General features: G+C 32.7%; 15 protein-coding genes. 12 read left to right on the top strand and 3 right to left on the bottom strand.

The annotated features are described in order from the left end of the window. Positions 1-60: 60 nt before the first annotated feature. Positions 61-300: a hypothetical protein gene (locus tag ACO6OL_RS00570; protein WP_485501777.1), complete on the bottom strand. Its 240-nt coding sequence runs from the start codon at positions 298-300 to the stop codon at positions 61-63. A gap of 604 nt (positions 301-904) precedes the next feature. Between ACO6OL_RS00570 and ACO6OL_RS00575 the strand changes: the two genes are divergently transcribed. The 4 genes from ACO6OL_RS00575 (at position 905) to ftsH (ending at position 5512) form a co-directional block, all read left to right on the top strand. After that, positions 905-1519, top strand: coding sequence for a S1 RNA-binding domain-containing protein (locus ACO6OL_RS00575; RefSeq protein ID WP_485501778.1), 615 nt, complete (start codon positions 905-907; stop codon positions 1517-1519). Then, the gene (gene tilS / locus ACO6OL_RS00580; RefSeq protein ID WP_485501779.1) at positions 1509-2825 is read left to right on the top strand and encodes a tRNA lysidine(34) synthetase TilS; all 1317 of its coding nucleotides are present in this window, start codon (positions 1509-1511) and stop codon (positions 2823-2825) included. Before ACO6OL_RS00575 ends, tilS begins: the two co-directional genes overlap by 11 nt. A 4-nt stretch (positions 2826-2829) precedes the next feature. Continuing rightward, complete coding sequence (gene hpt / locus ACO6OL_RS00585; protein ID WP_003144217.1) at positions 2830-3375, top strand: hypoxanthine phosphoribosyltransferase; 546 nt, start codon at positions 2830-2832, stop codon at positions 3373-3375. A 100-nt stretch (positions 3376-3475) separates the two neighbouring features. After that, positions 3476-5512: an ATP-dependent zinc metalloprotease FtsH gene (ftsH, locus tag ACO6OL_RS00590; protein ID WP_485501780.1), complete on the top strand. Its 2037-nt coding sequence runs from the start codon at positions 3476-3478 to the stop codon at positions 5510-5512. 136 nt (positions 5513-5648) lie between these two features. Here ftsH and ACO6OL_RS00595 read toward each other — a convergent pair whose 3' ends face one another. Continuing rightward, the gene (locus tag ACO6OL_RS00595; RefSeq protein WP_485501781.1) at positions 5649-7883 is read right to left on the bottom strand and encodes an HAD-IC family P-type ATPase; all 2235 of its coding nucleotides are present in this window, start codon (positions 7881-7883) and stop codon (positions 5649-5651) included. Positions 7884-8661: 778 nt separating this feature from the next. On the opposite strand from ACO6OL_RS00595, the gene ACO6OL_RS00600 reads away from it, so the two are divergent. From ACO6OL_RS00600 to ACO6OL_RS00610, 3 genes are all read left to right on the top strand, one after another. Next, on the top strand, positions 8662-14013 hold the full coding sequence (locus ACO6OL_RS00600) for a S8 family serine peptidase (RefSeq protein ID WP_485501782.1): 5352 nt from the start codon (positions 8662-8664) through the stop codon (positions 14011-14013). A 344-nt stretch (positions 14014-14357) separates the two neighbouring features. Further along, entirely contained in the window at positions 14358-15107 is a 750-nt protein-coding gene (locus tag ACO6OL_RS00605; protein WP_485501783.1) for a protein-ADP-ribose hydrolase, read from the top strand. Positions 15108-15251: 144 nt separating this feature from the next. Continuing rightward, on the top strand, positions 15252-15590 hold the full coding sequence (locus ACO6OL_RS00610; protein ID WP_485501784.1) for a DUF6161 domain-containing protein: 339 nt from the start codon (positions 15252-15254) through the stop codon (positions 15588-15590). A gap of 918 nt (positions 15591-16508) precedes the next feature. Here the strand turns inward: ACO6OL_RS00610 and glpK are convergent. Further along, complete coding sequence (gene glpK / locus ACO6OL_RS00615) at positions 16509-18005, bottom strand: glycerol kinase GlpK (RefSeq protein WP_485501785.1); 1497 nt, start codon at positions 18003-18005, stop codon at positions 16509-16511. 763 nt (positions 18006-18768) lie between these two features. Between glpK and ACO6OL_RS00620 the strand changes: the two genes are divergently transcribed. The 5 genes from ACO6OL_RS00620 to pfkA all read left to right on the top strand — a co-directional run bounded on the left by ACO6OL_RS00620 (position 18769) and on the right by pfkA (position 24957). Next, positions 18769-19182, top strand: coding sequence for a hypothetical protein (locus tag ACO6OL_RS00620; protein ID WP_485501786.1), 414 nt, complete (start codon positions 18769-18771; stop codon positions 19180-19182). Continuing rightward, the gene (gene yaaA / locus ACO6OL_RS00625; RefSeq protein ID WP_485501787.1) at positions 19182-19913 is read left to right on the top strand and encodes a peroxide stress protein YaaA; all 732 of its coding nucleotides are present in this window, start codon (positions 19182-19184) and stop codon (positions 19911-19913) included. Before ACO6OL_RS00620 ends, yaaA begins: the two co-directional genes overlap by 1 nt. Positions 19914-19965: 52 nt before the next feature. Continuing rightward, on the top strand, positions 19966-20553 hold the full coding sequence (locus ACO6OL_RS00630; RefSeq protein ID WP_485501788.1) for a flavin reductase family protein: 588 nt from the start codon (positions 19966-19968) through the stop codon (positions 20551-20553). A gap of 40 nt (positions 20554-20593) precedes the next feature. Next, positions 20594-23863 (top strand): DNA polymerase III subunit alpha, encoded by a 3270-nt coding sequence (locus ACO6OL_RS00635; protein WP_485501789.1) that lies wholly within the window; start codon positions 20594-20596, stop codon positions 23861-23863. 131 nt (positions 23864-23994) lie between these two features. Further along, positions 23995-24957, top strand: coding sequence for a 6-phosphofructokinase (pfkA, locus tag ACO6OL_RS00640; protein WP_314159794.1), 963 nt, complete (start codon positions 23995-23997; stop codon positions 24955-24957). Positions 24958-24965: the final 8 nt, after the last annotated feature.

The raw sequence follows: 24965 nt of genomic DNA on the forward strand, positions 1-24965 counted from the left end.
GATTTCTCCGAAATCACGATTTTTGAGTCACTCCCTTGTCGCATCACTTGCTAGCTAGTTTTAGAGAGTGTTATTTTTTATTTTTTTAGTTTTTTTATCTATATAGTTATTTAGAACCAAAGCTAACACTATAGGTAAATTCATATAAACAAGTTTAATTATAAATAATATAGTTTTATATTTATGTGTAAAATCTGGACTAACTACTTCATCAAACAAGAAATAGATTATAGTACCAAATAAAAAATAAAACACTAGAAATATATAAAATCTTTTTTTGAGTTTTTCTGCATTTAACATAGTAACCTCCCTGAAATCGCGTATTGTGTATTTACATATGGAGTGGCTCAAAAAGTATAATCTTTTAAGAAACAAGATTTTGTCGAGTCAGCCCCTTTAGTAACTTTAACATAACATAAAAACTTTAAAAATTAAAGACTGATAAAAACTTTATTTTTATGGTATAATAAAGATTAGTGGTGTTTTTTACTAGAGATAGTTAACATAACACTATTTAGAAGAAGATTTAATAATTGAGCGCTGATTTCAGAAGAATAACTTTTTTGAAGTTGGTGTTTTTTAGTTGCGAAGGAATAAAGTATAACGGGTTATATTACTCTCCCGGATTATCTTTGATATTTCAATAGATGAATATAGTGTGGTATAATATTTAAGTGAAATAAATAGAAAAGATTTAAGATGTAGGGGCTGACCTGAAAGACCTAAATTTTAACAAAGTGTATATGAGAGTTCATAGACGCAGTGGTTTATTGATATCTAAATCCGCTTTATAAAAGCTTTTTAGATATCTAATAAACTGTGTGGGGGTAACTCTGAAAAATCGATTTCTACGAAATCACGATTTTTGAGTCGCTCCCTTTCTAATTGATAGTGAGGTGATTAAATGAGTAAAGTTGCAGGTAAGGTAACGAAAGTTGAAAGCAAAGGATTATATATAAAGCTAGAAAATGGCAAAGAAGCATTCTTGCCAAAGGAAAATATGTTTATAGGTAAAAAGAAGAAGTTAGAGGAGATTTTTTCTGTTGGTTTTGTTATTAAGGCTGAGGAGAAAAGTACAAAGGATTCTTTAGTGATTTTAACACAAAAAGAGTTGAAACAAGCAGAAGGTGAGAAGAAAAAAGTAGAGAAAAACTCTAAGGAAAAACAGAACAAAAAGAAAAATAAACTGAAATCACCGATTAAAAAAGAAGCTAAAGAACAGCCTGAAGTTCAGAAAAAACAAGAGGTGAAGGAAGAAAAAGAGGAGCCTAAACAGGAGACAAAAACTCTAAAAGATTTGAAAAAACTTCAATTTATAGGAAATATGAAGATTTCTGTAGGGAAAGGTAAGAAGAGTAATATTACCGAGTTATCTGAGGAGAAAGAAGAGAAAAAAGAAATTCCTCCAGCGCCAGAAGGATTACTAGAAGATATAATTGCGACTACAAGGCAAGCTGAAGGTAAGTTCGAAAAAATTAAGAAAGAACTTCAAGAAAGAGGTTATCTAGATGGACATTAATATTTTATGGCAAAAAACTGATAAAATAGCACTAGGTCTGTCAGGAGGCGTGGATTCTATAGCTTTATTTCATCTACTTGTTACAGAGTACAAAGAGAGTTATAAAGAATTAGTGGCGTTCCACATAAATCATGGTCTAAGAGAACAGTCTTATGAAGAAGCTGAGTTCGTAGAGAATTTTGTCAAAAACTACAATGTTAAGTTCTACAAAAAAGAGCTGAATATGAAAGATTTAGTAAGAGATAGTCACACGTCAGAGGAAATGCTCGCAAGAAAGCTGCGATATGAAGCTTTTGAGGAGATGTCTTCATCAGAAGGTGGTGTGAAGTTAATAACTGCTCACCATAAAAATGATCAGGTAGAAAATATCCTTATGAGGCTCCTTAGTGGACGCAGTATGGACTATAATTTGATGATAGAAGAGAAGACGACCATTGGAAGCCTAGAAGTTTATCGTCCATTATTAAATATCTTAAAAGCAGACCTTGAGCAGTATGCTGACAAAAATGACTTGAAATACTATGTAGATTCAACAAACTTCGATACTGATTATACGAGGAATAATATAAGGCATAACATTGTACCATTGTTAAACGATGTAAATATAGCGAGTTTTGATAATTTGATTAATTTTTCTAGTTATTATCAAAATATTAATACTGAGTTGAAACATAAAGTATTAGAGGCTAAAAATGACTATATGATTTCACTGGAAGACGATAAAGTTGAATTAGATAAGAAAAAATTATTGAAAAATACCAAAGAAGAGATTTATTTCTTGCTACGAGATATATTAGCAAATAATTTCGGTATTTTTGATGTGAAACAAAGAGCGCTTTTTACAATAATAGAAGACTTGAAAAATAGAAATAACAATAAAAGTTATGATTTGAAAAATAATTTAAAAATTATTAGCGAATATAATAGTATTTATGTTCATAAAATCGAAAAAAAATGTTATAATGATAAGATAGAATTAATAATAGATGAAGTGGATATTAATAAAGTTTATACATTTCATCAGAGTAATTTTTTAATAATGACAACTAACAACTCATCTGAGGTTGGATTCAATAAAGAAGATTTGCCTTTAATAGTTACGACTAAGAGGGATGGCGATCGAATTCAAAGAGGCAAGGTTAGCAAAAAACTTTCACGTCTTTTTATCGATGAAAAGATTCCCAAGGAACTTAGAGACAAACTTCCAGTGATTCGTAACAAAGATGGGGTTTTAGGAGTTTTAGGAATAAATACTAAAGTCAACAAAAACAAAAAATATGATTATTATATAAACACGAAAGGATAAAACAGTGGAAAATTTATTAAAAGATATCGAGAAAGTTCTATTTACACACGAGGACATCGTAGTTGCTAGTAAAAGAATTGCTAAACAAATTGAAGAGGATTATAAAGATAAATGTCCTGTTCTAATTTGTACATTAAAAGGTGCATTACCTTTTATGGCAGAACTTTTAAAACACATTGACATTCACGTAGTTACTGACTTTATGGATGTATCTAGTTATCATGGAGGAACTGAATCTTCTGGTGTAATCAAAATCAAAAAAGATTGCGGAATGGATATTGAAGGACGTCACGTAATTATCGTTGAAGATATCGTAGATACAGGAAGAACGCTTAAAGCACTTATCGAAAACTTAAAAGAAAGAAATGTTGCTTCTGTAGCATGTGCTTCATTAGTAGATAAACCAGAAACTCGTGTAGTTGATGTTGAAGCTGATTACATCGGTATAGTTTCACCAAATGAATTCTTAGTAGGATTTGGTTTAGACTATGATGAGAGATATAGAAACTTACCTTATATCGGTGTTCTAAAAGAAGAGATTTACTCATAATAATATTTTAATCAAAAAAGGTCAAAATATTAGTCAAACTTTAGTTATATATGGTAAAATAAATTATGTTTAGAAAAATGATAGGAGGAAGATTGTCTATATGAATAATAAAAAAAGGCAAAACCCTATCCTTGGTATGCTTGCATTAATCGTAATCGCGATTGGATTATTTGCATATTGGCAGCAAGACTTACCTGGGACAACTGAAAAAATAGACTATGCTAAACTTGTTCAGACTATTAAAGACGACAAGGTTAAAGAAATAAGTCTACAAAGAAAAGATGAGAACTACAATGTTAAAGGTACTTACACAGATGGTAATAAGAACTTCGAGAGTGTAGTTGCAGCATCTGATTCTGAAGTACAAAAACAAATTAATGAAAAAGCTAAAGATGGGAAACTAAGTGTAGTAGAATATAAACCGGCTGAAAAAACTGGAGCAATTCTATCATTCTTAGGTCAGATTATTCCACTTATCTTGTTTATGGGTGTTTTAGTTTTCTTTATGACACAAATGCAAGGTGGCGGTGGAGGCAAAGTAATGAGCTTCCAAAAATCTAAAGCTAAAAAAATCGATGGTGGAGAAGCGAAAGTTACATTTGATGATGTAGCCGGAGCTGATGAAGAAAAACAAGAACTTGCTGAAATGGTTGAGTTCTTAAAAGATCACCGTAAATTCACTAAGATGGGTGCTAGAATCCCTAAAGGTGTCCTACTTGAGGGACCTCCAGGGACGGGTAAAACTTTACTAGCTCGTGCTGTAGCTGGTGAGGCGAAAGTACCATTCTTCTCAATCTCAGGATCTGACTTCGTTGAGATGTTCGTAGGGGTTGGGGCAAGTCGTGTTCGTGACTTATTCAAAGAAGCTGAAAAAAATGCGCCATGTATCATTTTCATCGATGAGATTGATGCTGTAGGACGTAAACGTGGAAGCGGAGTAGGTGGAGGAAATGACGAACGTGAACAAACACTTAACCAACTTCTTGTTGAAATGGATGGATTCGATGGTGAAAAAGGTATTATCGTAATTGCGGCTACTAACCGTGCTGACGTATTAGATAACGCCCTTAGAAGACCGGGTCGTTTCGACAGACAAATTAAAGTTTCTACACCTGATGTAAAAGGTCGTGAAGCTATTCTTAAAGTACATGCTAAAAACAAACCACTTGCTAAAGGTGTTGATCTTCGTTCATTAGCGGAAAAAACTCCAGGATTCTCTGGTGCGGATCTTGCAAACATTCTTAACGAAGCGGCATTATTAGCAGCTCGTGAAAATAAATCTAGTATCGATAAAGAAGATCTAGATGAAGCTATGGACAGAGTAATCGGTGGACCAGCTAAACGTAGTAGAGTATACACTCCAAAAGAAAAACGTTTAGTAGCTTATCACGAAGCAGGTCACGCAATCGTAGGTATGGTACTTGATAGTGCTGATAAAGTACAAAAAGTTACTATTATCCCACGTGGTGATGCTGGTGGATATAACCTTATGATTCCGGAAGAAGAAAAATACTTCCAAACTCGTACAGATTTAATCGACAAGATCTGTGGATTACTTGGTGGACGTGCTGCAGAGCAAATCTTCTTTAATGAAGTATCTACAGGAGCACACAATGACTTTGAACGAGTAACAGCTATTGCTCGTGCGATGGTAACAGAATACGGTATGAGTGATGCTGTAGGACCAATGCAAGCTCCATTCCACGATCCATATGGTGGACGTCAACTTTCAAGTATCGGTAACTACTCAGAAGAAATGCTGAAAGAAATCGATATCGAAGTTCGTAAAATTATTAACGAATGTTACGCTAAGGTTCTTCACATCATTGAAACTCACAGAGAACAATTAGAACTTATTGCACAAACACTTATTGAAGTTGAAACAATCGATAGAAAAGAAATCGTTGCTCTTTACCAATTTGGAAAAATGCCAAAAGACTTAGATGAAAGAGAAGCAGATCAACTAGATAAAGTAGTTAATAAGAAATACTACGAAGAAGAAGCTCGTAAAGCCAAAGAAGAAGCTGAGAAAAAAGCTCAAGAAGAGGCTCAAAACGAAGAAGATAAAGTTGAAAAGGTTGAAGAAGAAGACCTAGAAGACGAAAAATCAAAAGAAAAACCTTCTGACGAAGAATAAAAAAATAAACCCTAGATTTGGAAATAACCAAGTCTAGGGTTTTGTTATACTCTTTTGAAAAGTTATTACACCAGTTTTTAGATGATATTAATAATCTAAAGCGAGCGATAAATGAGCGATAAATGAGCGATAAATTCTATTTTCTCACTTTTCTTCTCGTAAAGAAGTGGACTGTCGAAATCACTAATCCAAGAATAATTATATAAATCACTTGAGAAAATACTAATGGTGTAAAGTGATTTTTCAGGATAAATATATTAACTCCCACACCTATAATTGCAGCGATACTTAACATAGAAAGTAGTGCAAGTTTGTATTTATTCAGAGGTAGGCTGACTTTGGCCACCATGCATAATCCATTTATTAACGCAAGAAGGAAACAGATAAATTTTGCTTGTGAATTGTCTGTGATGGCAAAGTTTGTCAGTAGTACTGTAGCTACTAAAATACCGCCACCGATTGCAGCGTTTGTCAGTATGTCCTTCATGAAGTTGTTACTTACTTTTTCTTTATTCGCTTCAAAAGTTAGGAAGAAGGATGGAATACCGATTGTTATCGCTGAAATTATCGTAAATTGAATCGGTATAAATGCAAACTCTAGGGCGAAGATTACACTAAGTATTGAGAAAACAATCGAGAAGAATGTCTTTGTTAGGAATAGTGAAGCTACCTTTTGAATGTTATTAATAACACGACGACCTTCCATAAGTATATCGTAGAATACTCCGAAGTCATCTGTTAAGAATACAGTGTTCGATACACTTTTTGCAGCACTAGTAGCACCATTCATAGCAAAACTAATATCAGCTTTTTTCAAGGCAAGAACATCGTTAACACCATCTCCACTCATAGCGACAGTTTTTCCAGCTTTTTGTAATACGGCCACCATTTTCTGTTTTTGTTCAGGGGTAACACGTCCGAAAATATCATTCTCAAGAATAGTTTTTTCAAAGTCCTCTTCAGTCACTTTAGTCATGTCAATAGCCTTAGCATCTTCTTTGAAACCAGCTTTCTTAGCGACGCCATACACTGCTATATGGTTATCTCCGCTGATTATTTTTACTTCAACACCTTGTGATTCGAAGTATTTGAATGTTTCTTTTGTATTTTCCTTAATCTCATCTGATAGAACTACATGTCCTACAAGTTTCATATTAGTAGGGGTGTTTGTACTATCTTCAGTATAGGCTAATGATAAAATTCGATAACCTTCTTTTTTCAGATTCTCGTAATATTCATCCATTTCAGCTGAGAAGCCTAAAAATTCATATGCCCCGAAGAAATATGTTCCACCGTTTTTTAGTTTTATAAATGAATATTTATTTTTACTAGAAAAGGCTCCTAATTCTTCTACATCCCATTGTTTTTTACATGTTAGATGATTTTTTAAAGCTCTAGATGTTGCATTTTCATCATCGAAATATGAAAGGTAACTTGATAATTTCTCTGCAACTTCATCATCAATTTCTACAACGTTCATATTACCTGTAGTTATAGTTCCAGTTTTATCGAAACAAAGGACATCTACTCTAGCAAGAGTCTCTACGCAGTATAATTCTTGAACTAGAATTTTCTTCTTAGCAAGTTTCATCGCAGCAACCGCAAGAGAGACGCTGACAAGGAGGATTAGCCCTTCTGGAATCATACCTACTAAAGCTCCAGCACTACGGAGAACTATTTCTACATAACCACGTCCCAGACTAGCACCACGCATGTATAGCATAATTGCGACAGGAACTAACAGAATAGATATAACTTTTAGAATTTTATCCATATAGTCACGAAGTTTAGATGGATATTTTTTAAATTCTTTAGTGCTTTTAGCAAGCTTGTTAATATAGCTATCCTCTCCGACAGCAATAGCTCTTACTAAGCAGCTACCACTAACTACGTTACTCCCACTCATTATTTTATCGTTAGTAGTCTTAAAGATATTATCACTTTCACCAGTTAATAGTGATTCATCGACCTCGATACTACCTTCAATGATTTCAGCATCAACAGGAACTTGATCACCAAGATTTAAATGTAGATATTCTCCAAGGACGATTTCTTCAGAATCAATATTTATTATTTCATTATCGCGATTTACTCGGTATTTACTTCTACCTAGCAAACTCAACTTCTCAAGGGCATTTTTTGAACGAATTTCTTGAAAAATACCGATGGCAGTATTTATAGTAATTACACCTAAAAACAACATATTTTCAAATCTAAGTGTTGTAGCTATAAATGCTGCCAAAACTAAGTTCATAGCATTGAAAAAAGTAAAAATATTAGAAAAGATAATCTCTTTAGTAGTTTTATAAGGTTTTATTTCACTAATATTTTTTTTCGCTTTAGTTACTTCTTCACTAGTTAAATATTTCATTCTACCTCCACCATAACTATATTTTTAATTAGCTTCTATTTTATCACACTTTAGTATAGTTTTGAAAACTAAAGCATAGTTAATTTCCTAGGAGGGAGTGACTCAAAAATCGTGATTTCGGAGAAACAAGATTTTGTCGAGTCACCCCCGCACAGTTTATTAGATATCTAAAAAGCTTTAATAAAGCGAATTTAGATATCAATAAACCACTGCGTCTATGAATTATCAAATATATTTTGTTGAAATTTAGGGCTTTTGGGTCAGCCTCCTTTAAAAATAATATTGTTGTATTTTTTTGAGAAGAGTAATCTTTAAAATTCTATAAAATATATCGGGAGGGGTATCTTTGTTCGAGAAAATAAATTAAAGATAACAATTCAATTTATATTTATTACTAGGGTAAGTATAATTTGAATAGTACTGTTAGATTAGGCTTTGACAAAGTTCAAAGATTATGAAATAATTAAGATGTATATATAGTTAATATTAATTTATATAGTTACACTTTAAACGACAAAAATTTAGTCGATTAGTGTATAAAAGAGCTAAAAGATTGCATTTTAAGTCGTTTATTAACTTTTTTATTAAAAAACCAGGCATAGAGGATATGCTTGGTTTTTAATTTTTCCTAACGAACTTATTGTAAATATTAAAAAATATAATCTTTTTAGATATATAAAAACGTTTTTATCTGAAAATAATCTTTGTTTTTCAGATAATATATGTTAAAATATAGAAATATGCTTTAAATACACTTAAAAAGATAGGAGATGAAGGAATGACACTGACTAAAAAGACAGCTGTTAGTGTGCTGAGTGCAGCATTACTACTAGGAAATATCAGTACATTTAATTATGGAGTATCATCAAAAATAACATTAGCTCACGAAGATAAAAAAGATGAGCTATCAAATGTTTCGAAAAGTGAAGAACATAAGTTCCAAAATGATGATAAAGTAAAAGTAATTGTTAAGTTAAAGGGTGATGTTGATCCTAATAAGTTAAAAACTAAAGAAGGAATTAAAGAAGTTACCGAATCAACAAAAGCACCTAGGGAAAAGGCATTAAAAGATATTAAAGATAAAGGTATCGATTATGAAAAATTGTTTGAGTACGATACATTAATGAATGGTTTCGCCTTAGAAACTACATTCTCAAATGCTAAAAAAATTCAAGAGTTAGATTTTGTAGATACTGTTGAAATGAGTGTTAGCTACAATAAACCAGAAAATATAGCGAGCGAAGAAGAGAAGAAAGAAAGTACTGAAACTAATGATTTTTCTAAAGCATTAGATAGTTATAATCTTATTAATATACAACCTCTTTGGAATAAAGGATATAGAGGACAAGGAAAAGTTGTTGCAGTATTAGATTCAGGACTTGATCCGAATCATCCAGTGCTTAGATTATCAGACAATTCAAAATCTAAATATAAAACTAAAGATGAAATTGAAAAAATAAAAAAAGAAGTGGGTATAGACTATGGTAAGTGGTATAGTGAAAAATTACCATTTGCATTCAACTATAACGACTGGAATAATGATATTAAACAAAGTGCATATAAATCACATGGGATGCACGTTGCTGGGACTGCAGTAGGTAATCCTAAGGAGAAATTCACAAATGGTGATTACGTAACAGGTATAGCACCTGAAGCACAGTTAATTTTTATGCGTGTATTCTCAGATACTAAAAATGCAGGAACAGAGTCTTATATTTATACAAAAGCGATAGAAGACGCTATTAAACTAGGTGCAGATACGATAAATCTTAGTTTAGGTTCACCGGCTGGTTCAGTAGTAGAAGTAGGTGACGGTTTAGTTCGTGCGATGGATGTTGCGAAAAAAGCAGGTGTTAATATAGTTGCAGCGGCTGGGAACAATGCATTCTTCGCTAGTGGACAAACCAACCCAAGTGCAGCTAATCCTGATTATGGAACTGTGGGAAGACCATCGGTTTCAGAAGATGCAATTTCTGTAGCAAATATAAGCAACAGCGTTCTTAACAGAGAAGTGGCGAATATCGAGCAGCTTAAAGACAACGCTGATTTCGATAATGGAAAAATGCCAATTTTCAGTTACACTAAACAATTCGAGAAAAAAGCATATGATTATGTATATGTAGGAGTTGGTAAAGCGGAGAACTACGCTGATAAAGATTTAACTGGAAAAATTGCCCTTATCCAACGTGGTGGTAATAGCTTTGAAGAAAAAGTTAAACTAGCTAAACAATACGGAGCAGCTGGAGCGGTAATCTACTTCAATGAAGGAGATACTATTTATAATCTTACACTAAATGGACAAGATAAAGATTTCCCTGTAGTAACAACTTATTACAAATTTGGTAATGAACTTTCTGCACATGAAGGAGAGTATAAAATAACATTCAATGGCACTTGGGATAAACAAGATAATCCTAAAAAAGGTGAATTCGATGAATCTACTGGTTGGGGAATGAGTGTTGATGGATACTTAAAACCTGACGTAACAGCGCCAGGAGGAGATATTTTATCATCTTATAATGATGGAAGATATGGTCTAGACAGCGGAACAAGTATGGCTTCACCACACGTTGCAGGAGCAATAACTCTTGTGAAACAAGTATTATCAGAAAGATTCCCGAACTTAAGTGCAGAGGAAATCCAAGGACTAGCGAAGAGATTAATCATGAGTACGGCAAATCCTCAGGTATATTCTGATGGATACACAACAGCATATAGATCACCACGTCTTCAAGGTGCAGGTCTAATCGATGCGAATAAAGCAGCATATGGAGATCTTTATGTGACTGGAGAAAATAACTATGGAAGTGTTTCTCTAGGAAATGTTGGGGATAAATTTACTTTTAAATTAGTATTACACAATTTAGCAGATAAGGCTCAAAGCCTACAATATGCAGCTCACCTAACTACAGATAATTATTATGGTGAAGATGCTGGAGTAGATTGGAATGGTAAACTTACAATGACTCCTAAGAAGTTATTGACAACCGATTGGGCTACTGTAGAAGTTCCAGCAAAAGGTGAAAAAGAAGTAGAAATCACAGTTGATGCTACGAAATTCAAAGAAGAACTAGAAAAAGTATTTACTAATGGTTATTATCTAGAGGGATTTGTAACTTTCTATGATGAAGAAAGTGCATTAAAAGCTAATATTCCATTTGTAGGATTTAAAGGTCAGTTCCAAAATCTACCAGTATTAGAAAAACCAATTTATTCTATGAAAAATGGAGAAAAACCAACATATGAGTATGGTTATACTTCTAACCCTAATAACTGGGATTCATTAACAGAAATGAACTTCACAGGAGTGTTAACAACTTATAAAGAAGATAAAAAAGATAAGAGAACACTGGCAGGAGCATATGTAAACCCTGTTACTGGTGAAAGATTCTTTACTGATAAAATTTTCTTCTCGCCAAATGGTGATGAGATTTATGATGAGATAGGAATGAGAGGGGTATTCTACCGTAACTTCGAAAACCTAAAACTTTCAGTATATGCTAAGGATGATGTAGAACGTAAGAACCCACTTTACCAAAATGGTAATGGTTCTGGTAACAAAAACTTCTACAATAATACTGGTAAGAAGTATACATCATTAACTATGACAAACTGGAAAGGTGTTGACAATAACGGTAACCCTCTTCCAGACGGTGAGTATCAATATGTAGTTTCTTATAGTGCAGCAGTAAGTGGTGCAGATATGCAAGAGACAACGTTCAATGTAGTAATCGATAGAAAAGCTCCGAAAATTACAGGTGCTAACGGTGGTTACTACGATGAAGCAACTCGTAAATTCACCCCATACCCAGTACTAGAAGATGGAAGTGGAGTATTCTATAAAAAATTAAGCTATGGGAAAAATACTATTGCAGCAAATGAAGACGGAAGTTACACAATTCCAGAAGGTGTAGAATTAAAAGATATTACTTTTGAAGTAAAAGACTTTGCAAATAATAAAGATAGCATTAACTTATCAAATGTTGAAGGTAATGGTAAAGGAAGTCTAGAAGTAGAAGTTAAGAAAGGTGATGGAACTGGAAATAATTCACGTCGCTTGCGTTTCAAAATCACTAATGAAAAAGGTGAAATCGTAGGGGAAGACTTCTCTAGAAATAAACGTACATACCAAGCATTACCATTCGGAAAGTATACTGTTGAAGTAGTAATGGTTGATGGAGAGTACAAACTACTTACACCATCAAAAGTTGATTTCGAAATAACAAAAGATAAACCAACAAAAGAGGTTGAATTTAGAGTAGATGAAATTAGCAGAAATGCAACAGAAATCAGCTTTGATAAACAAGTGCCAGCAGGAACAAAAGTTTATGCAGTAGCTCAAGATGGTACTAAAATATCACTTCCAACAAGTTTATATGGAAAAAATGCCTTCCAGAAAAACTTAGAAAATGGAACATATACAATTCAAATAGTAACGCCTGAAGGATATACTCCAGCAGAAAACAACTTTGAATTAGTAGTAAAAGATGGGCACAATAAGAAACAAGTTGTTCTAAATGTTGCAGAAAAAGTAGCAAGTGTAGGAACTACTGAAAACTCTAAAGCACAAGGTACAGTGGATTTCACTGAGAAAAAACTTTATAATAATTACAAACTTGTTGTAACAGAGCCAACTGCAGAAGAGAAAACAAATATTCAAAAACAATTAACAGAAGGTAATGTAGACTTAAGTAAATATGATGTCGAATACTTTAACATTCATATTGTAGATGCAACAGGAAAAGAAGTTAAAGTTCCTGGTGATAGAAGTGTAACTTTAGATTTAGCGAAAGCTCCAGAGCGCTTCTTCCATGAAAAAGATGGAAAATTAACAGCTGTAAATAGCGTTAATTATGCAGAGGGTAAACTTACATTCACTACTGATAGCTTCAGTAACTTCGTAGCATTAATTCCAAAAAATGCTCCAGTAGAGAAAAAAGCAGAAGTGAATAAAGAAGAGCTTCAAAATGCAATAGCAGCGGATAAAGCGTTAGATGAAACTAAAGAGTTCAAAAATGCTACTATCGAAGCAAAAGATGCATATAACAAAGCATTAGAGGCAGCTAAGAAAGTTCTTGAAAATGAAAATGCAAATCAAGACGAAGTAAACAGTGCAGTAGCAAGCCTAAATAAAGCTAAAGAAGCATTAGCTAATTCACAACAACCAGAAGTGAAGAAAGAAGTAGATAAAGCTAAATTAATCGAAAAATTAAAAGAAACTGAAAAACTTCAAACTGAGGTTAAATTTAAAAATGCAGGACAAGATAAAAAAGATAACTTCATAAATACTATAAAAGAAGTGACAGTAGTTCTTGATAACAAAGATGTTACTGAAAAAGAAGTTGCAGCTGTGTTAGAAAAATTACAACAAGCTGAAAATACTCTTGATGGTAAAGAAGTAGAAGTTCCGAAACCAACGCCTGAAACTCCGAAGAAAGAGGAGTCAAACCCAGCAGCTGAGGCACCAAAAGAAGATCCAAAACCAGTGACTGAGGCACCAAAAGAGGATCCGAAACCAGCGGCTGAAACACCGAAGAAAGAGGAGCCAAAATCAGCGACTGAAACACCAAAAGAAGAGCCAAAACCAGCAGCCGAAACACCAAAAGAAGAGTCGAAACCGGCAGCTGAAACACCAAAAGAAGAGCCGAAACCAACACCTGAGGAGCCTAAGAAAGAAGGCAACAAACCTCAACCAGAAACACCAAAAGTAGATAAGAAAAACCTAAATGAACAATTAAGTCATTTAGCAGAAGTTAAAGAGAAGGATAGTTTTGAAAGTGCAAGTGCAGAAGATAAGAAAGCTTATCTAGATGCAGTTCAAAAAGCACAAGAACTATTAGCTTCAGCAACTGCTACTCAAGAAGAAGTAGATAAAGCATTAGAAGAGTTAAAAGAAGCGGAGAAAAAAGTTTCTAAAAAATCAATCAAAGATATACTAGGTGGTTTCGTTGGAAAAGAAACTAAGAAAGAAAGCACATTTAATGTAGATGAAGATTTCGAAAAAGTTTCAAAATCTGATTCATTATTACCGAAAACAGGGTTAGATAATAATGTGACAGCTTATGCTGGGATGGCAGTTCTAGCCTTAGTAGGATTAACTGTTTATGTAAAACGTCGTAAACAAAAATAAGATAAAATATATCGACTTCAAAAGTTAGGATTTAACCCCTGGCTTCTGAAGTCGAATTTTTAGTGTTAATAAGTACTTTTAGTAGGGATTTATAAAATAAGGGAAGTGACTCAAAAATCGCGATTTCGAAGAAAACAAGATTTTTGAGTCACCCCCGCACAGTTTATTAGATATCTAAAAAGTTTTTATAAAGCGAATTTAGATATCAATAAACCACTGCGTCTATGAGTCCTCATATGAACCATGTTAAATTTTAGGACTTTTGGGTCAACCCCATCTTAATGTTAGACAGGGAGTGTAATAAGGTATATAATAATAACCGAAATGGAGGAAGTATTTAGAATATGGAAAAACTAGATTATTTAATAAAAACACTAAATTCAGAAATAGAAATACCAGAAACGGAACAAGAAAAGAAAGATTTGTTTAGATCATTGATGAACACATGGAAAGTATCGGAGTTACCGAGTGAATTCTATGAAGTTCAAGATGAATATCTACAAGAGATTCTAAATGCTAAAGGAATAACAAGAGTAGAAGATTTAACAGAAATTAAAAATAATATTTATGTATGGCAAGGAGATATTACAACACTACGAGTAGATGCTATAGTTAATGCGGCGAACAAGGCTCTATTAGGATGTTTAATTCCTCTACATAGATGCATCGATAATGCCATTCACACGCAAGCAGGACTACAACTTAGAAAAGAATGCGATGATATTATAAAAGCTCAAGGAAGTTTTGAAAAAACAGGACAAGCTAAGATAACAGCGGGTTATAACTTACCAGCTAAACATGTTATTCATACTGTTGGACCAATAATATATCGTGTCGTTGAAGAAGATGATAAGGAACTTCTTGCTTCATGTTATAGAAATTCGCTAAAACTTGCTGTAGAGAATAATCTTAAGAGCATTGCTTTTTGCTGTATAAGTACGGGAGAATTTAGATTTCCAAATGATCTTGCTGCTGAAATAGCGGTAGCTGAAGTTAGGAAATTTCTTAAAGAAACCCCTGCTGCTAACTTAAAAGTAGTATTCAATGTGTTTAAAGATTTAGATAAGAAGTTATATGAAGAATTGCTAGGCTAAGAAAGTTAAAAAAATAGTCAGATTATATTCAGTTTGAAGTTGAATTTAGAGAACCAGTGTTAAATTAGTATTATTTAGAAAACTAAATAGTAAGTAACTTTTAAAACGAAATTTTCGTGTGTTTTGTTTATTTTTATAGTGGGATTGTTAGTATCGGGTGGTTATTTTGCTGACAAAATTCATGATTATGTACAAGAAATGGTAAAGGAAGTACCGTTTATTTCTAAATCTTTTATCTATGTTGCATTAATATCTTTTCTAATATATATTATAAGAATTATTGTTAAGATTATAGTTTCAAGTCAACATATGTCTATGGAATATGAACAAAAGGCAGCTTTAACAAGATTTTATCAAGCATTAATTCAAGATGGAAAAGAAGTAGATAAGGAAGAAAAATTAATAATTTTTAATGCTTTATTTAGAAAAACAGATACAGGATTAATTAAAAGTGATAACTCGGGGCTGACCCAAAAGTCCTAAATTTCAAAAAAATGTGTATGATAACTCATAGACGCAGTGGTTTATTGATATCTAAATTCGCTTTATGCAAGCTTTTTAGATATCTAATAAACTGTGCGGGGGTGACTCGACAAAATCGATTTCTACGAAATCACGATTTTTGAGTCACTCCCAGCTAATTTTCTAAATTGGGGAAGTAGTTAAAGTTATACTTATAAGCAATAGACCTCAAAAATCATTTGAATCTTGAGGTCTGTTGTTTTTCTAAAGTTATTGAATTCTGAAAATAAGATGTTGTATATATTATCTAACAAAACTTTTGATTTAAATATAGATTTGTGTTAAAATTAAATCATAAAAGAGAGAGCCGTTTTAAAGACGGTGACTCGATAAAATTATGATTAAAAATAACCATCTTAAACCGGTCAAAGAATAAAGATGGTTATTTTTTATTGTCTTTTTTTAATGCTGAGATACATACACCAACTACAGTTGCAATCAAAAGATTTACACCTATAATAGTTTGTATAATTTCAAACGCAGACAATTCGCTACTCCTTTCTTCAAGATTTTAGTGTATGCGAGCATAGCACCATCCCCTTTCATATAGAAGTAGCCACCATCTTTATAGGAAGTATAAAACTCCCTAACTTCTCTCTCCATCTTTGATTATATCAAAAGATAGATTGGGTTTCAAAGAAAAATAAGGGAATTTAAAAATATTTTAAGACTAGTTATAGTTTATAAGAAATTGTTTGTGTAACTTTGTAAGATAATAAAATAATTGCTTTATAAATTTAATTATGTTAAAATAAATTTATAAAGAGGGCACCGTTTTAAAGACGGTGACTCGATAAAGTTATTTTTAAAAAATAATTATCTTATCTCGTCAAAGGGTAATAGCCCCCAAAATTTGGACAAATTTTGGAGGGCTATTTATTATTCCTCCGCAAAAATCTGTGTAGCTTTTACTGCACGTTTCCAACCTTTGTAAAGTTTTTCGCGTTCTGCTTTTTCCATCGTAGGAACAAATAGTTTGCCGGCTGTATTTAGGTTCTTAAGTTCATCTAAACTTTCCCAATATCCAGTGGCTAATCCTGCTAGGAATGCAGCACCTAGAGCTGTAGTTTCCAAGTTTTCAGCTCGCGCAACTTTAACGCCTAGGATATTTGCTTGGAATTCTAGAAGATAATCATTGTTTGCAGCACCTCCATCGACTTTAAGTAAGGGGATTTCTACCTTAGCATCGATTTTCATAGTATCGATAATATCACGTACTTGGTAGGCAATTGACTGCAATGTAGCTTTCACTATATCTTCTTTAGTAGTAGCACGTGTTAAGCCGAAGATAGTCCCACGAGCATCTGGATTCCAATATGGAGCGCCTAATCCTGTAAAGGCAGGCACTAGATATACTTCGTTATTGTTTTTAGAGTTGTAAGCTAACGATTCTGTTTCAGATGACTTTTTAATTAGACGTAATCCATCTCTTAACCATTGAACTGCACTTCCAGCGATGAAAATTGAACCCTCTAGAGCATAATAAACTTTTCCATTGATTCCAAAACCAATAGTTGTTAGTAGGTTGTTTTTAGAAAGTTCCATAGTTTCACCTGTATTCATGATGATGAACGAACCTGTGCCGTATGTGTTTTTTATCATTCCTTTATCAAAGGCAAGTTGCCCGAAAAGTGCTGCTTGTTGGTCGCCTGCTAGTCCGCTTATTGTAACTTCACCACCGTAGAAATGATAGTCTATAGTTTTTCCGTATACTTCTGAATTAGATTTAACTTCAGGTAGTAGAGATTCGGGTATATTTAGAATTTTTAAAATTTCTTTATCCCAAGTTAAGTCTTTAATATTAAATAACATTGTTCTTGCCGCATTTGTGTAGTCGGTAACGTGAGTTTTTCCACCTGTAAGCTTCCAAACTAGCCATGTATCGATAGTTCCAAATAGTAATTCTCCATTTTCGGCGCGTTGTTGTGCACCAGGTACGTTATCTAATATCCAACGTATTTTAGTTGCAGAGAAATAGGCATCGACGACTAAACCAGTTTTCTGATGAATCATATCTTTATAACCATCGTTAACGAGTTTATTAGCTATATCCGCACTTTGTCTACTTTGCCAAACTATTGCATTATAAATAGGTAGTCCAGTTTCTTTATCCCAAATAACAGTCGTTTCACGTTGGTTTGTAATTCCAATGCTGTCTATTTGATTCGGCTTTATACCACTTTCGATAAATGCTTCTGCAATAACCGATTGTACTGAATTCCAGATTACATTAGCATCGTGTTCAACCCAGCCAGATTGAGGGAAAATCTGAGGGAATTCCTTTTGGCTACTTGTTATTATTTCAGCTTTTTTATTGAATATTATAGCTCTAGAACTTGTAGTGCCTTGATCTATTGCCATTACATATTTTTTCATACTTCACCTCGAATAATTATTTCATTTATATTATACCATTTTTACAATAAAATCGTAGATAAATAGGACTCTTTATTTGTGATTTTAACTGCTTTAAAGACGTACTTTATCCTGCTACGAATGAGATTTAGAGTATGTTGAATCAAGTCTAATCTTTTAATTATAGTTATTATTGTCAAAATAGGGAGTGACTCAAAAATCGCGATTTCGAAGAAACAAGATTTTGTTGAGTCACCCCCGCATAGATTATTAGATATCTAAAAAGCTTTTATAAAGCGAATTTAGATATCAATAAACCACTGTGTCTATGAGTTCTCATGAGAACTTTGTTGAATTTTAGGACTTTTAGGTCAGTCCTGTTATGCTTTTTAATTTATTATTACTTATATAAAATCTCTCTAATTAGTTTCATAATTTTTTATTGTTGTATTGATAATAATTTTTTTGTGGTAAATCTATCTTATAATAATGTTAAATATATAGTACAATATATATTATATTCTACTTATATTGAACATTTATAGAAAACGTTGCCAAAATAGTAAAGATTGTAAAATGGATTTCAATATGTAGTAATTTTCATTAGTAATTTGTATATTAGATCAGTTCTACTACACTAATATAATAACAGTACATAATATAGATTTCTTTGAAATATAGCGTAGTTATGTGTGTAGCGTATTATTAGCGTTTTTCATGTTTTTCTTATAAAATATATAGAGGAAGTTTTAAAAAATTTATTGTAAATATAGGAGAAAATTAAATGAATACATTACACCAATCTTTAACAGCATTATTAGCAAAATTAGAAGAAAAAGACGTACTGAAAAAAGAAAATATTAACACAGAAGATCTTAGAGCTGAGGAACTTGCAAAACACATTCGTGATCGTTTTGCTAAAGAGCATGCAGACTTAGAAATCCGCAGACTTTTAGAAACAGTACACTACGCTAACACTTATGAGGATAAAGAATTAAAAGAAACAGCGTTCTTAGTAGATGAAATTAGTGAATATATGTTTAAACTAGAGATTGCTAACCGTGATTTTGTAGTAGGTTACTTTAATACATTAATTATTGATCCTACGCTAGAAGCAACAGAGTACAACTTTGTACTAATGGAAGTGGAAAGTTTAATCGAAAATAGCTTCTTAGAATTACCTGAAGAAGAGGAATAATGATGAAAATCTTAATACCAACAGCTAAAGAATTAAACAAGAAGGCTATTTCGCATGGTACGGTAAGTCTAAGTGACAAAAGTACTGAAATAGTAAGTGAAATAGCTAAATTAAGTGTGGAAGACTTGGCGAAGGTCTACAAAATCAAAGATGAGAAGGCTGCGGAAGAGTTTTTCCGTTGGCAGGCTATTAAAAATAAAACGGCGAATAGTTACAAAGCACTGGAGTTATTCAATGGCTTGATGTATAGAAATATAGATCGTGCTGGTTTTGACGAGTCTGATAAAAAATATGTAGAAGAAAATATATTTATTGCAACATCTTTATATGGTGTAATAGGTGCATATGACTTGATTCAAGAACACAGACTAGATTTTTTACAAAATATTAAAGTCGAAAATCAATCTTTAAAAAACTTCTGGCATGAAGATTACGATAAGAGCATCGAGGGCGAAGAATTAGTTGTGTCATTACTTTCTAGTGAATTTGAAGAAGTATTTTCAAAAAAACAAAGAGAGAAATTTATTAAAATTAACTTCATGGAAGAAAAAGATGGAGTGCTAAAAGTGCACTCTACAATATCGAAAAAAGCTAGAGGCAAGTTTTTAACTGAGCTTGTAAAAAATAAAGTTTCATCAGTAGATGAAATGAAGAAGATACAGTTTGATGATTTTAAATTTATCGTAGAAAATTCAGATGAAAGAACATTAACTTTTATAGCAAAAAGATAATAAAATAGGAAAGAATAGGTATAAAAAGAAATAAGAAAAAGGACAAAAGAAGATGAAATTAGAAATTAAAACCAGTAAATTATATTACGGATTTCCAGTAATATTAATAGGTTATAAAGATAAAAAATGGAAGTACAATGTGACAACTTGTAGCTCATCGTATTCGCTAGGGGATATGATTACAGTTGGACTTAGGACAGAAAGTAACGCGGTGGAGAATATTAAAGAATATGGAGAATTTACCGTTAATGTACCTTGTCAACAAATACTTAGTAAGGTAGAAATTGCTGGTTTCCATTCAGGACAGAATAAAATTGGTATGGCAGATATGACATATGATCCAGCAAAATATGTTGATGCTCCGATTATGGATGAATGTATATTGTCGCTTGAGTGTAAAGTAGAAAGTATTTCTGAATTTGGAAATTATACAAATTTTATAGCATCTATAAAACGTAGGGTTGTTTGTGAGAATCTTTTAGATGAAGAAGGACGTTTGAAATATACACAGTTTAATCCGATTTACTTTATGGGTGATGACAATAAGAGAGTTTACCGTTACTTTAATGAACAGAGCAAAAACCATGGGGAAAACATGGGATGTTCTTCAGAAGATGATTATAACCCACTTTGCGGATAATATAATTGAACAAAAATAATGAAGAAAGGAGGATATTAGTATGTATTACAATATGCAAGTACATAGTGCATATGACTTATTGAATAGTACAATTAAGTATGAGAGTCTGTTCTCAAAGTTAGCAAAAGATAATCAGAAATCAGTGGTTATTGTTGATCCGAATATGTATGGTGCAATTAAAGCTCATAAGCAAGCTAAAAAAGCAGGAATAAATTTAATTCAAGGTTTAGAAGTTAGTTTAGGTTATGGAATTGGGCTTCTAAAATTTAATTTATTGTGTAAATCTGAAAGAATGTTTTATAAATTATTAGAGATTTCTACAAAGTTTATGAATGGAGAAGAGTGGACTGTAGAAGATTTTTCTAATGAAATGATAGATTATAAGGACAATTTTGTCTTAATCGTTGTTGATGAACTTAGAGATAGTATGGAGTTTTCTTATTTAAAGAATTTACTAAATAAGTATGATTTTTATTTCGGTTTTAATGAGAGTTTCCAGGAGAGGACCTATAGTGATTACGATAATATTGTCTATACAAAACCAAGTTTCTATCTAAATAAAGAGCACTATCAGCAAGTCATTGTTAGTCGCGCTATTCGCGATAATAAAAAGCTTAATATACAGGAGCTTACGACTATCTCTGGAGATGATTTTGTCAGAGAACAAAAGGATTTTGAAGAAATCTTGGCTCCAGGAGATGAAGAATTACACATTATTTTTGGAAAATCATTTGCTAATCAAAAGAAAATAATCGATAGTTGTCAGTATGAATTGAACTTTTCAGGATATCACTTGCCTAAGTATATTTACGGAGAAAAAGAAGAGATTTTCGCAAAGTTATCTTCTAAAGAGTACTTGCACTACTTAGTTCAAAAAGGTGTTAAGGAAAAATTAGTAGGTAAAGATTTATATCATTATAAAAAACGTTATAGTTATGAATTGAACATTATTGATGAAATGGGCTTTAATGATTACTTCTTAATCGTGTATGATTTTGTGAAATATGCAAAAGACAATGGAATCTTAGTAGGAGCAGGACGTGGTAGTGCTGCTGGAAGTTTAGTGTGTTATTTACTAGATATAACAGAAGCGGATCCATTAGAATACAATCTTCTGTTTGAAAGATTTTTAAACAAAGAACGTATTTCTATGCCCGATATAGATATAGACTTCCAAGACACTAGACGTGATGAAGTCATAAAATATGTGGAAGAAAAATATGGTTCTGATAAAGTTGCACAAATTATTACATTTACAACATTTCAATCGAAAAGTGCAGCTAGAGAGTCGGCGAGAATCTTGCAGTTTGATGAACAAACTCTGAAATTTATTAGTAGTAATATTAGCTCGACAAGAACATTAAAAGAGTGCTATGAAACTTCGGAAGCTCTTAGAAGTTTTATTGGTCAGAGTAATGTTAATAAGCGTTGGTTCAGCATAGCACTGAGTTTAGAGAATCTACCGAAGAATCCATCGGTCCATGCGGCTGGTATAGTAATAAGCGATGATAAACCGCTCGTTAACTATGCTCCACTTGCTGAGTCAAACATGACGAAGTACTTAACACAGTGGACGATGGATGATGTAGAGAGTGTAGGTTTATTAAAAATAGATTTTTTAGGTATTAGATATCTAACTATGGTATCGAGTATAGTCGAAGAAATTAGAAAAGAGAATCCGACATTTGATATAACAAAGATAAATTATCAAGATCCTAAGGTCTATGAATTATTTGCAAAAGGTAAGACAGAAGGTATCTTCCAGTTTGAATCGAGTGGGATGAAGGAGAAGTTGAACCTCTTAAAACCCACTGAATTTAATGATATTGTTGCGATGAATGCTCTTTATAGACCGGGACCAATGGCTCAAATCGAAGTCTATGTACGTAGAAAAAATAAAGAAGAGCAAGTAGTATATCCACACCCCCATTTAGAAAAAATACTAAAGGATACTTATGGAGTCATTGTTTATCAAGAACAAATTATGTTGATTGCGGTGAACTTCGCCCATATGAGCCTTAACGAAGCGGATAATATGAGAAGAGCGGTAAGTAAGAAGAAAAAAGAAGACCTTGAGTATTATGGAAGAATCTTCGTAGAGAAAAGTGTTGCTGCTGGTTATGATATAAAAGTTGCCGAAAAGCTTTTTGATCTTATTGTTACCTTTGCAAATTATGGTTTTAATAAGAGTCATGCGGTTGTTTACAGTATGCTAGCTTATCGCTTAGCATATTTAAAGGTTTATTATACTAAGTATTTTATGACAGCTTTATTGAATAACGTTATAAGTAGTGAGAAGAAGATTAATGAGTATAAACAAGAACTTACTAATTTGGGGATAAATTTGGTAAAGCCTGATGTAAACAAGAGTTTATCTAATTTTAGAGTCTTTAAAAATGATATCGTATTTGCCTTAACCGCAATAAAGAATGTTGGGTATAGAAGTAGTTATGAAATAGTCCAAGATAGAATTAATTTTGGATCATATTTAGATATAGATGATTTCTTAAAACGAATGAATAAGAAGGTTGACTATCAAGCAGCAGTTTCATTAGTTAAAGCTGGTGCTTTAGATACTTTTGGATATAATCGAGCTACTTTGATGAAGAAGGTAAATGACTACTATTCAGATAATAGGCAATATATAAATAATGTGCGCGTTGCCTTATCAGCAGAGAGTGGACTGACATTAAAGGTAGAAGAAGTAGAAGACTATTCAATCACTGAAAAAATTCAGATGGAAAAAGAAGTGACAGGAACTTATTTTTTAAAACACCCGGTACAGGTAGAAAAAGAGAAGTATTCTTATCTGCCACTACAATATATTGGTGGAGAAGTAAGTGATAGTTATGTAGAAATAATAACGAAAAAAGAAATTAAGACTAAAAATGGTGACTACATGGCATTCCTAACAGTTAACGATGGGAAAAATGATTATGATGTTACGGTGTTTCCAAGTGTATATAGGTATGCTAATGTTTTTATAAAAGTAGGAAGTTTTTCGGTTATGACATTGAAAAAACAACTTCGTAATGGAAGAGAACAGTACATTTTAGAAAAAATAGCAAGCTTAAAAAATTATAGAGAGTACTGTCTTAGTAATATAAAAATTATTTATACAATTGTTGATGAGGAAATATTGGCACTTTTAAGAGAATATAAGGTTGATGCTGGTGGAGTTAAGGTAATAGCGCTACTTGATAATGATTCTACAAAAGGAAAGACAATAACAATCAATAACGAACATGATTTTGTTCAGAAATTTTTGGAAAAATTCCCTGAAAAACGTATCAAAATCGCATACATGTAAAAAATCAAAAAAAATCGAACAAAAATAAAACAAAATTCTGTTTTTACTAGAAAAAATCTTAGAAATATGATATTGTTGATAGGTAAATTTAAAAATAATTAATAATAAATTATGAGGAAGGTAAAGACTACATGAAAAAAATCGCAGTTTTAACAAGTGGTGGAGATGCACCAGGAATGAACGCAGCTGTGCGTGCCGTTGTAAGAACAGCAATCTATAATGGATTAGAAGTTTATGGAGTATATCAAGGATACAAAGGGCTAGTAGAAAACAACATTAAAAAACTAGAAGTAGGGGATGTTGGTAACATCATTAACCGTGGTGGAACAATGCTTTACTCAGCTCGTTTACCAGAATTTGCTAACCCAGAAGTTAGAAAAATTGCTATTAAAAACCTAGAAGCTCTAGGAATCGATGGATTAGTAGTAATTGGAGGAGATGGTTCATACCGTGGGGCTATGGCTTTAAGTAACGAAATGAACATTAAGACTGTTGGTGTACCAGGAACAATTGATAACGATATCTGTTGTACTGACTTCACAATTGGATTCGATACTGCACTTAATACTATTGTAGATGCTATTGACAAAGTACGTGATACAGCATCAAGTCATGAGCGTGCATTTATTATCGAAGTTATGGGACGTAATGCAGGGGACTTAGCATTATTTGCTGGTATCGCCGGAGGAAGTGAAAGTCTTCTAATTCCTGAGAGAAAAGAAGACATCGATGAAGTTGTTGCACGTATTAAAGCCGGAGAAGATCGTGGTAAAAAACACTCAATCATCGTTTTAGCGGAAGGTGTTATGGGTGGACAAGAGCTAGCTAAAGAATTAAAAGAACGTACTGGTGAAGAAGTACGAGCTACAATCTTGGGACATATCCAACGTGGTGGAACTCCATCAGCTCAAGATAGAGTATTAGCATCACGTTTGGGGAACTATGCTGTTCAATTATTATTAGCTGGTAAATCAGGACGTGCTGTAGGTATCCAAAATAATAAACTTGTAAGTACTAAGTTTGAAGATGTATTTGGAGATGTTCACAACGTAGACCTAAATATCTATGAAGTGTCTAAACAACTTTCAATCTAGGTTTAAAA

It is taken from the genome of Gemella sp., from assembly GCF_057272915.1.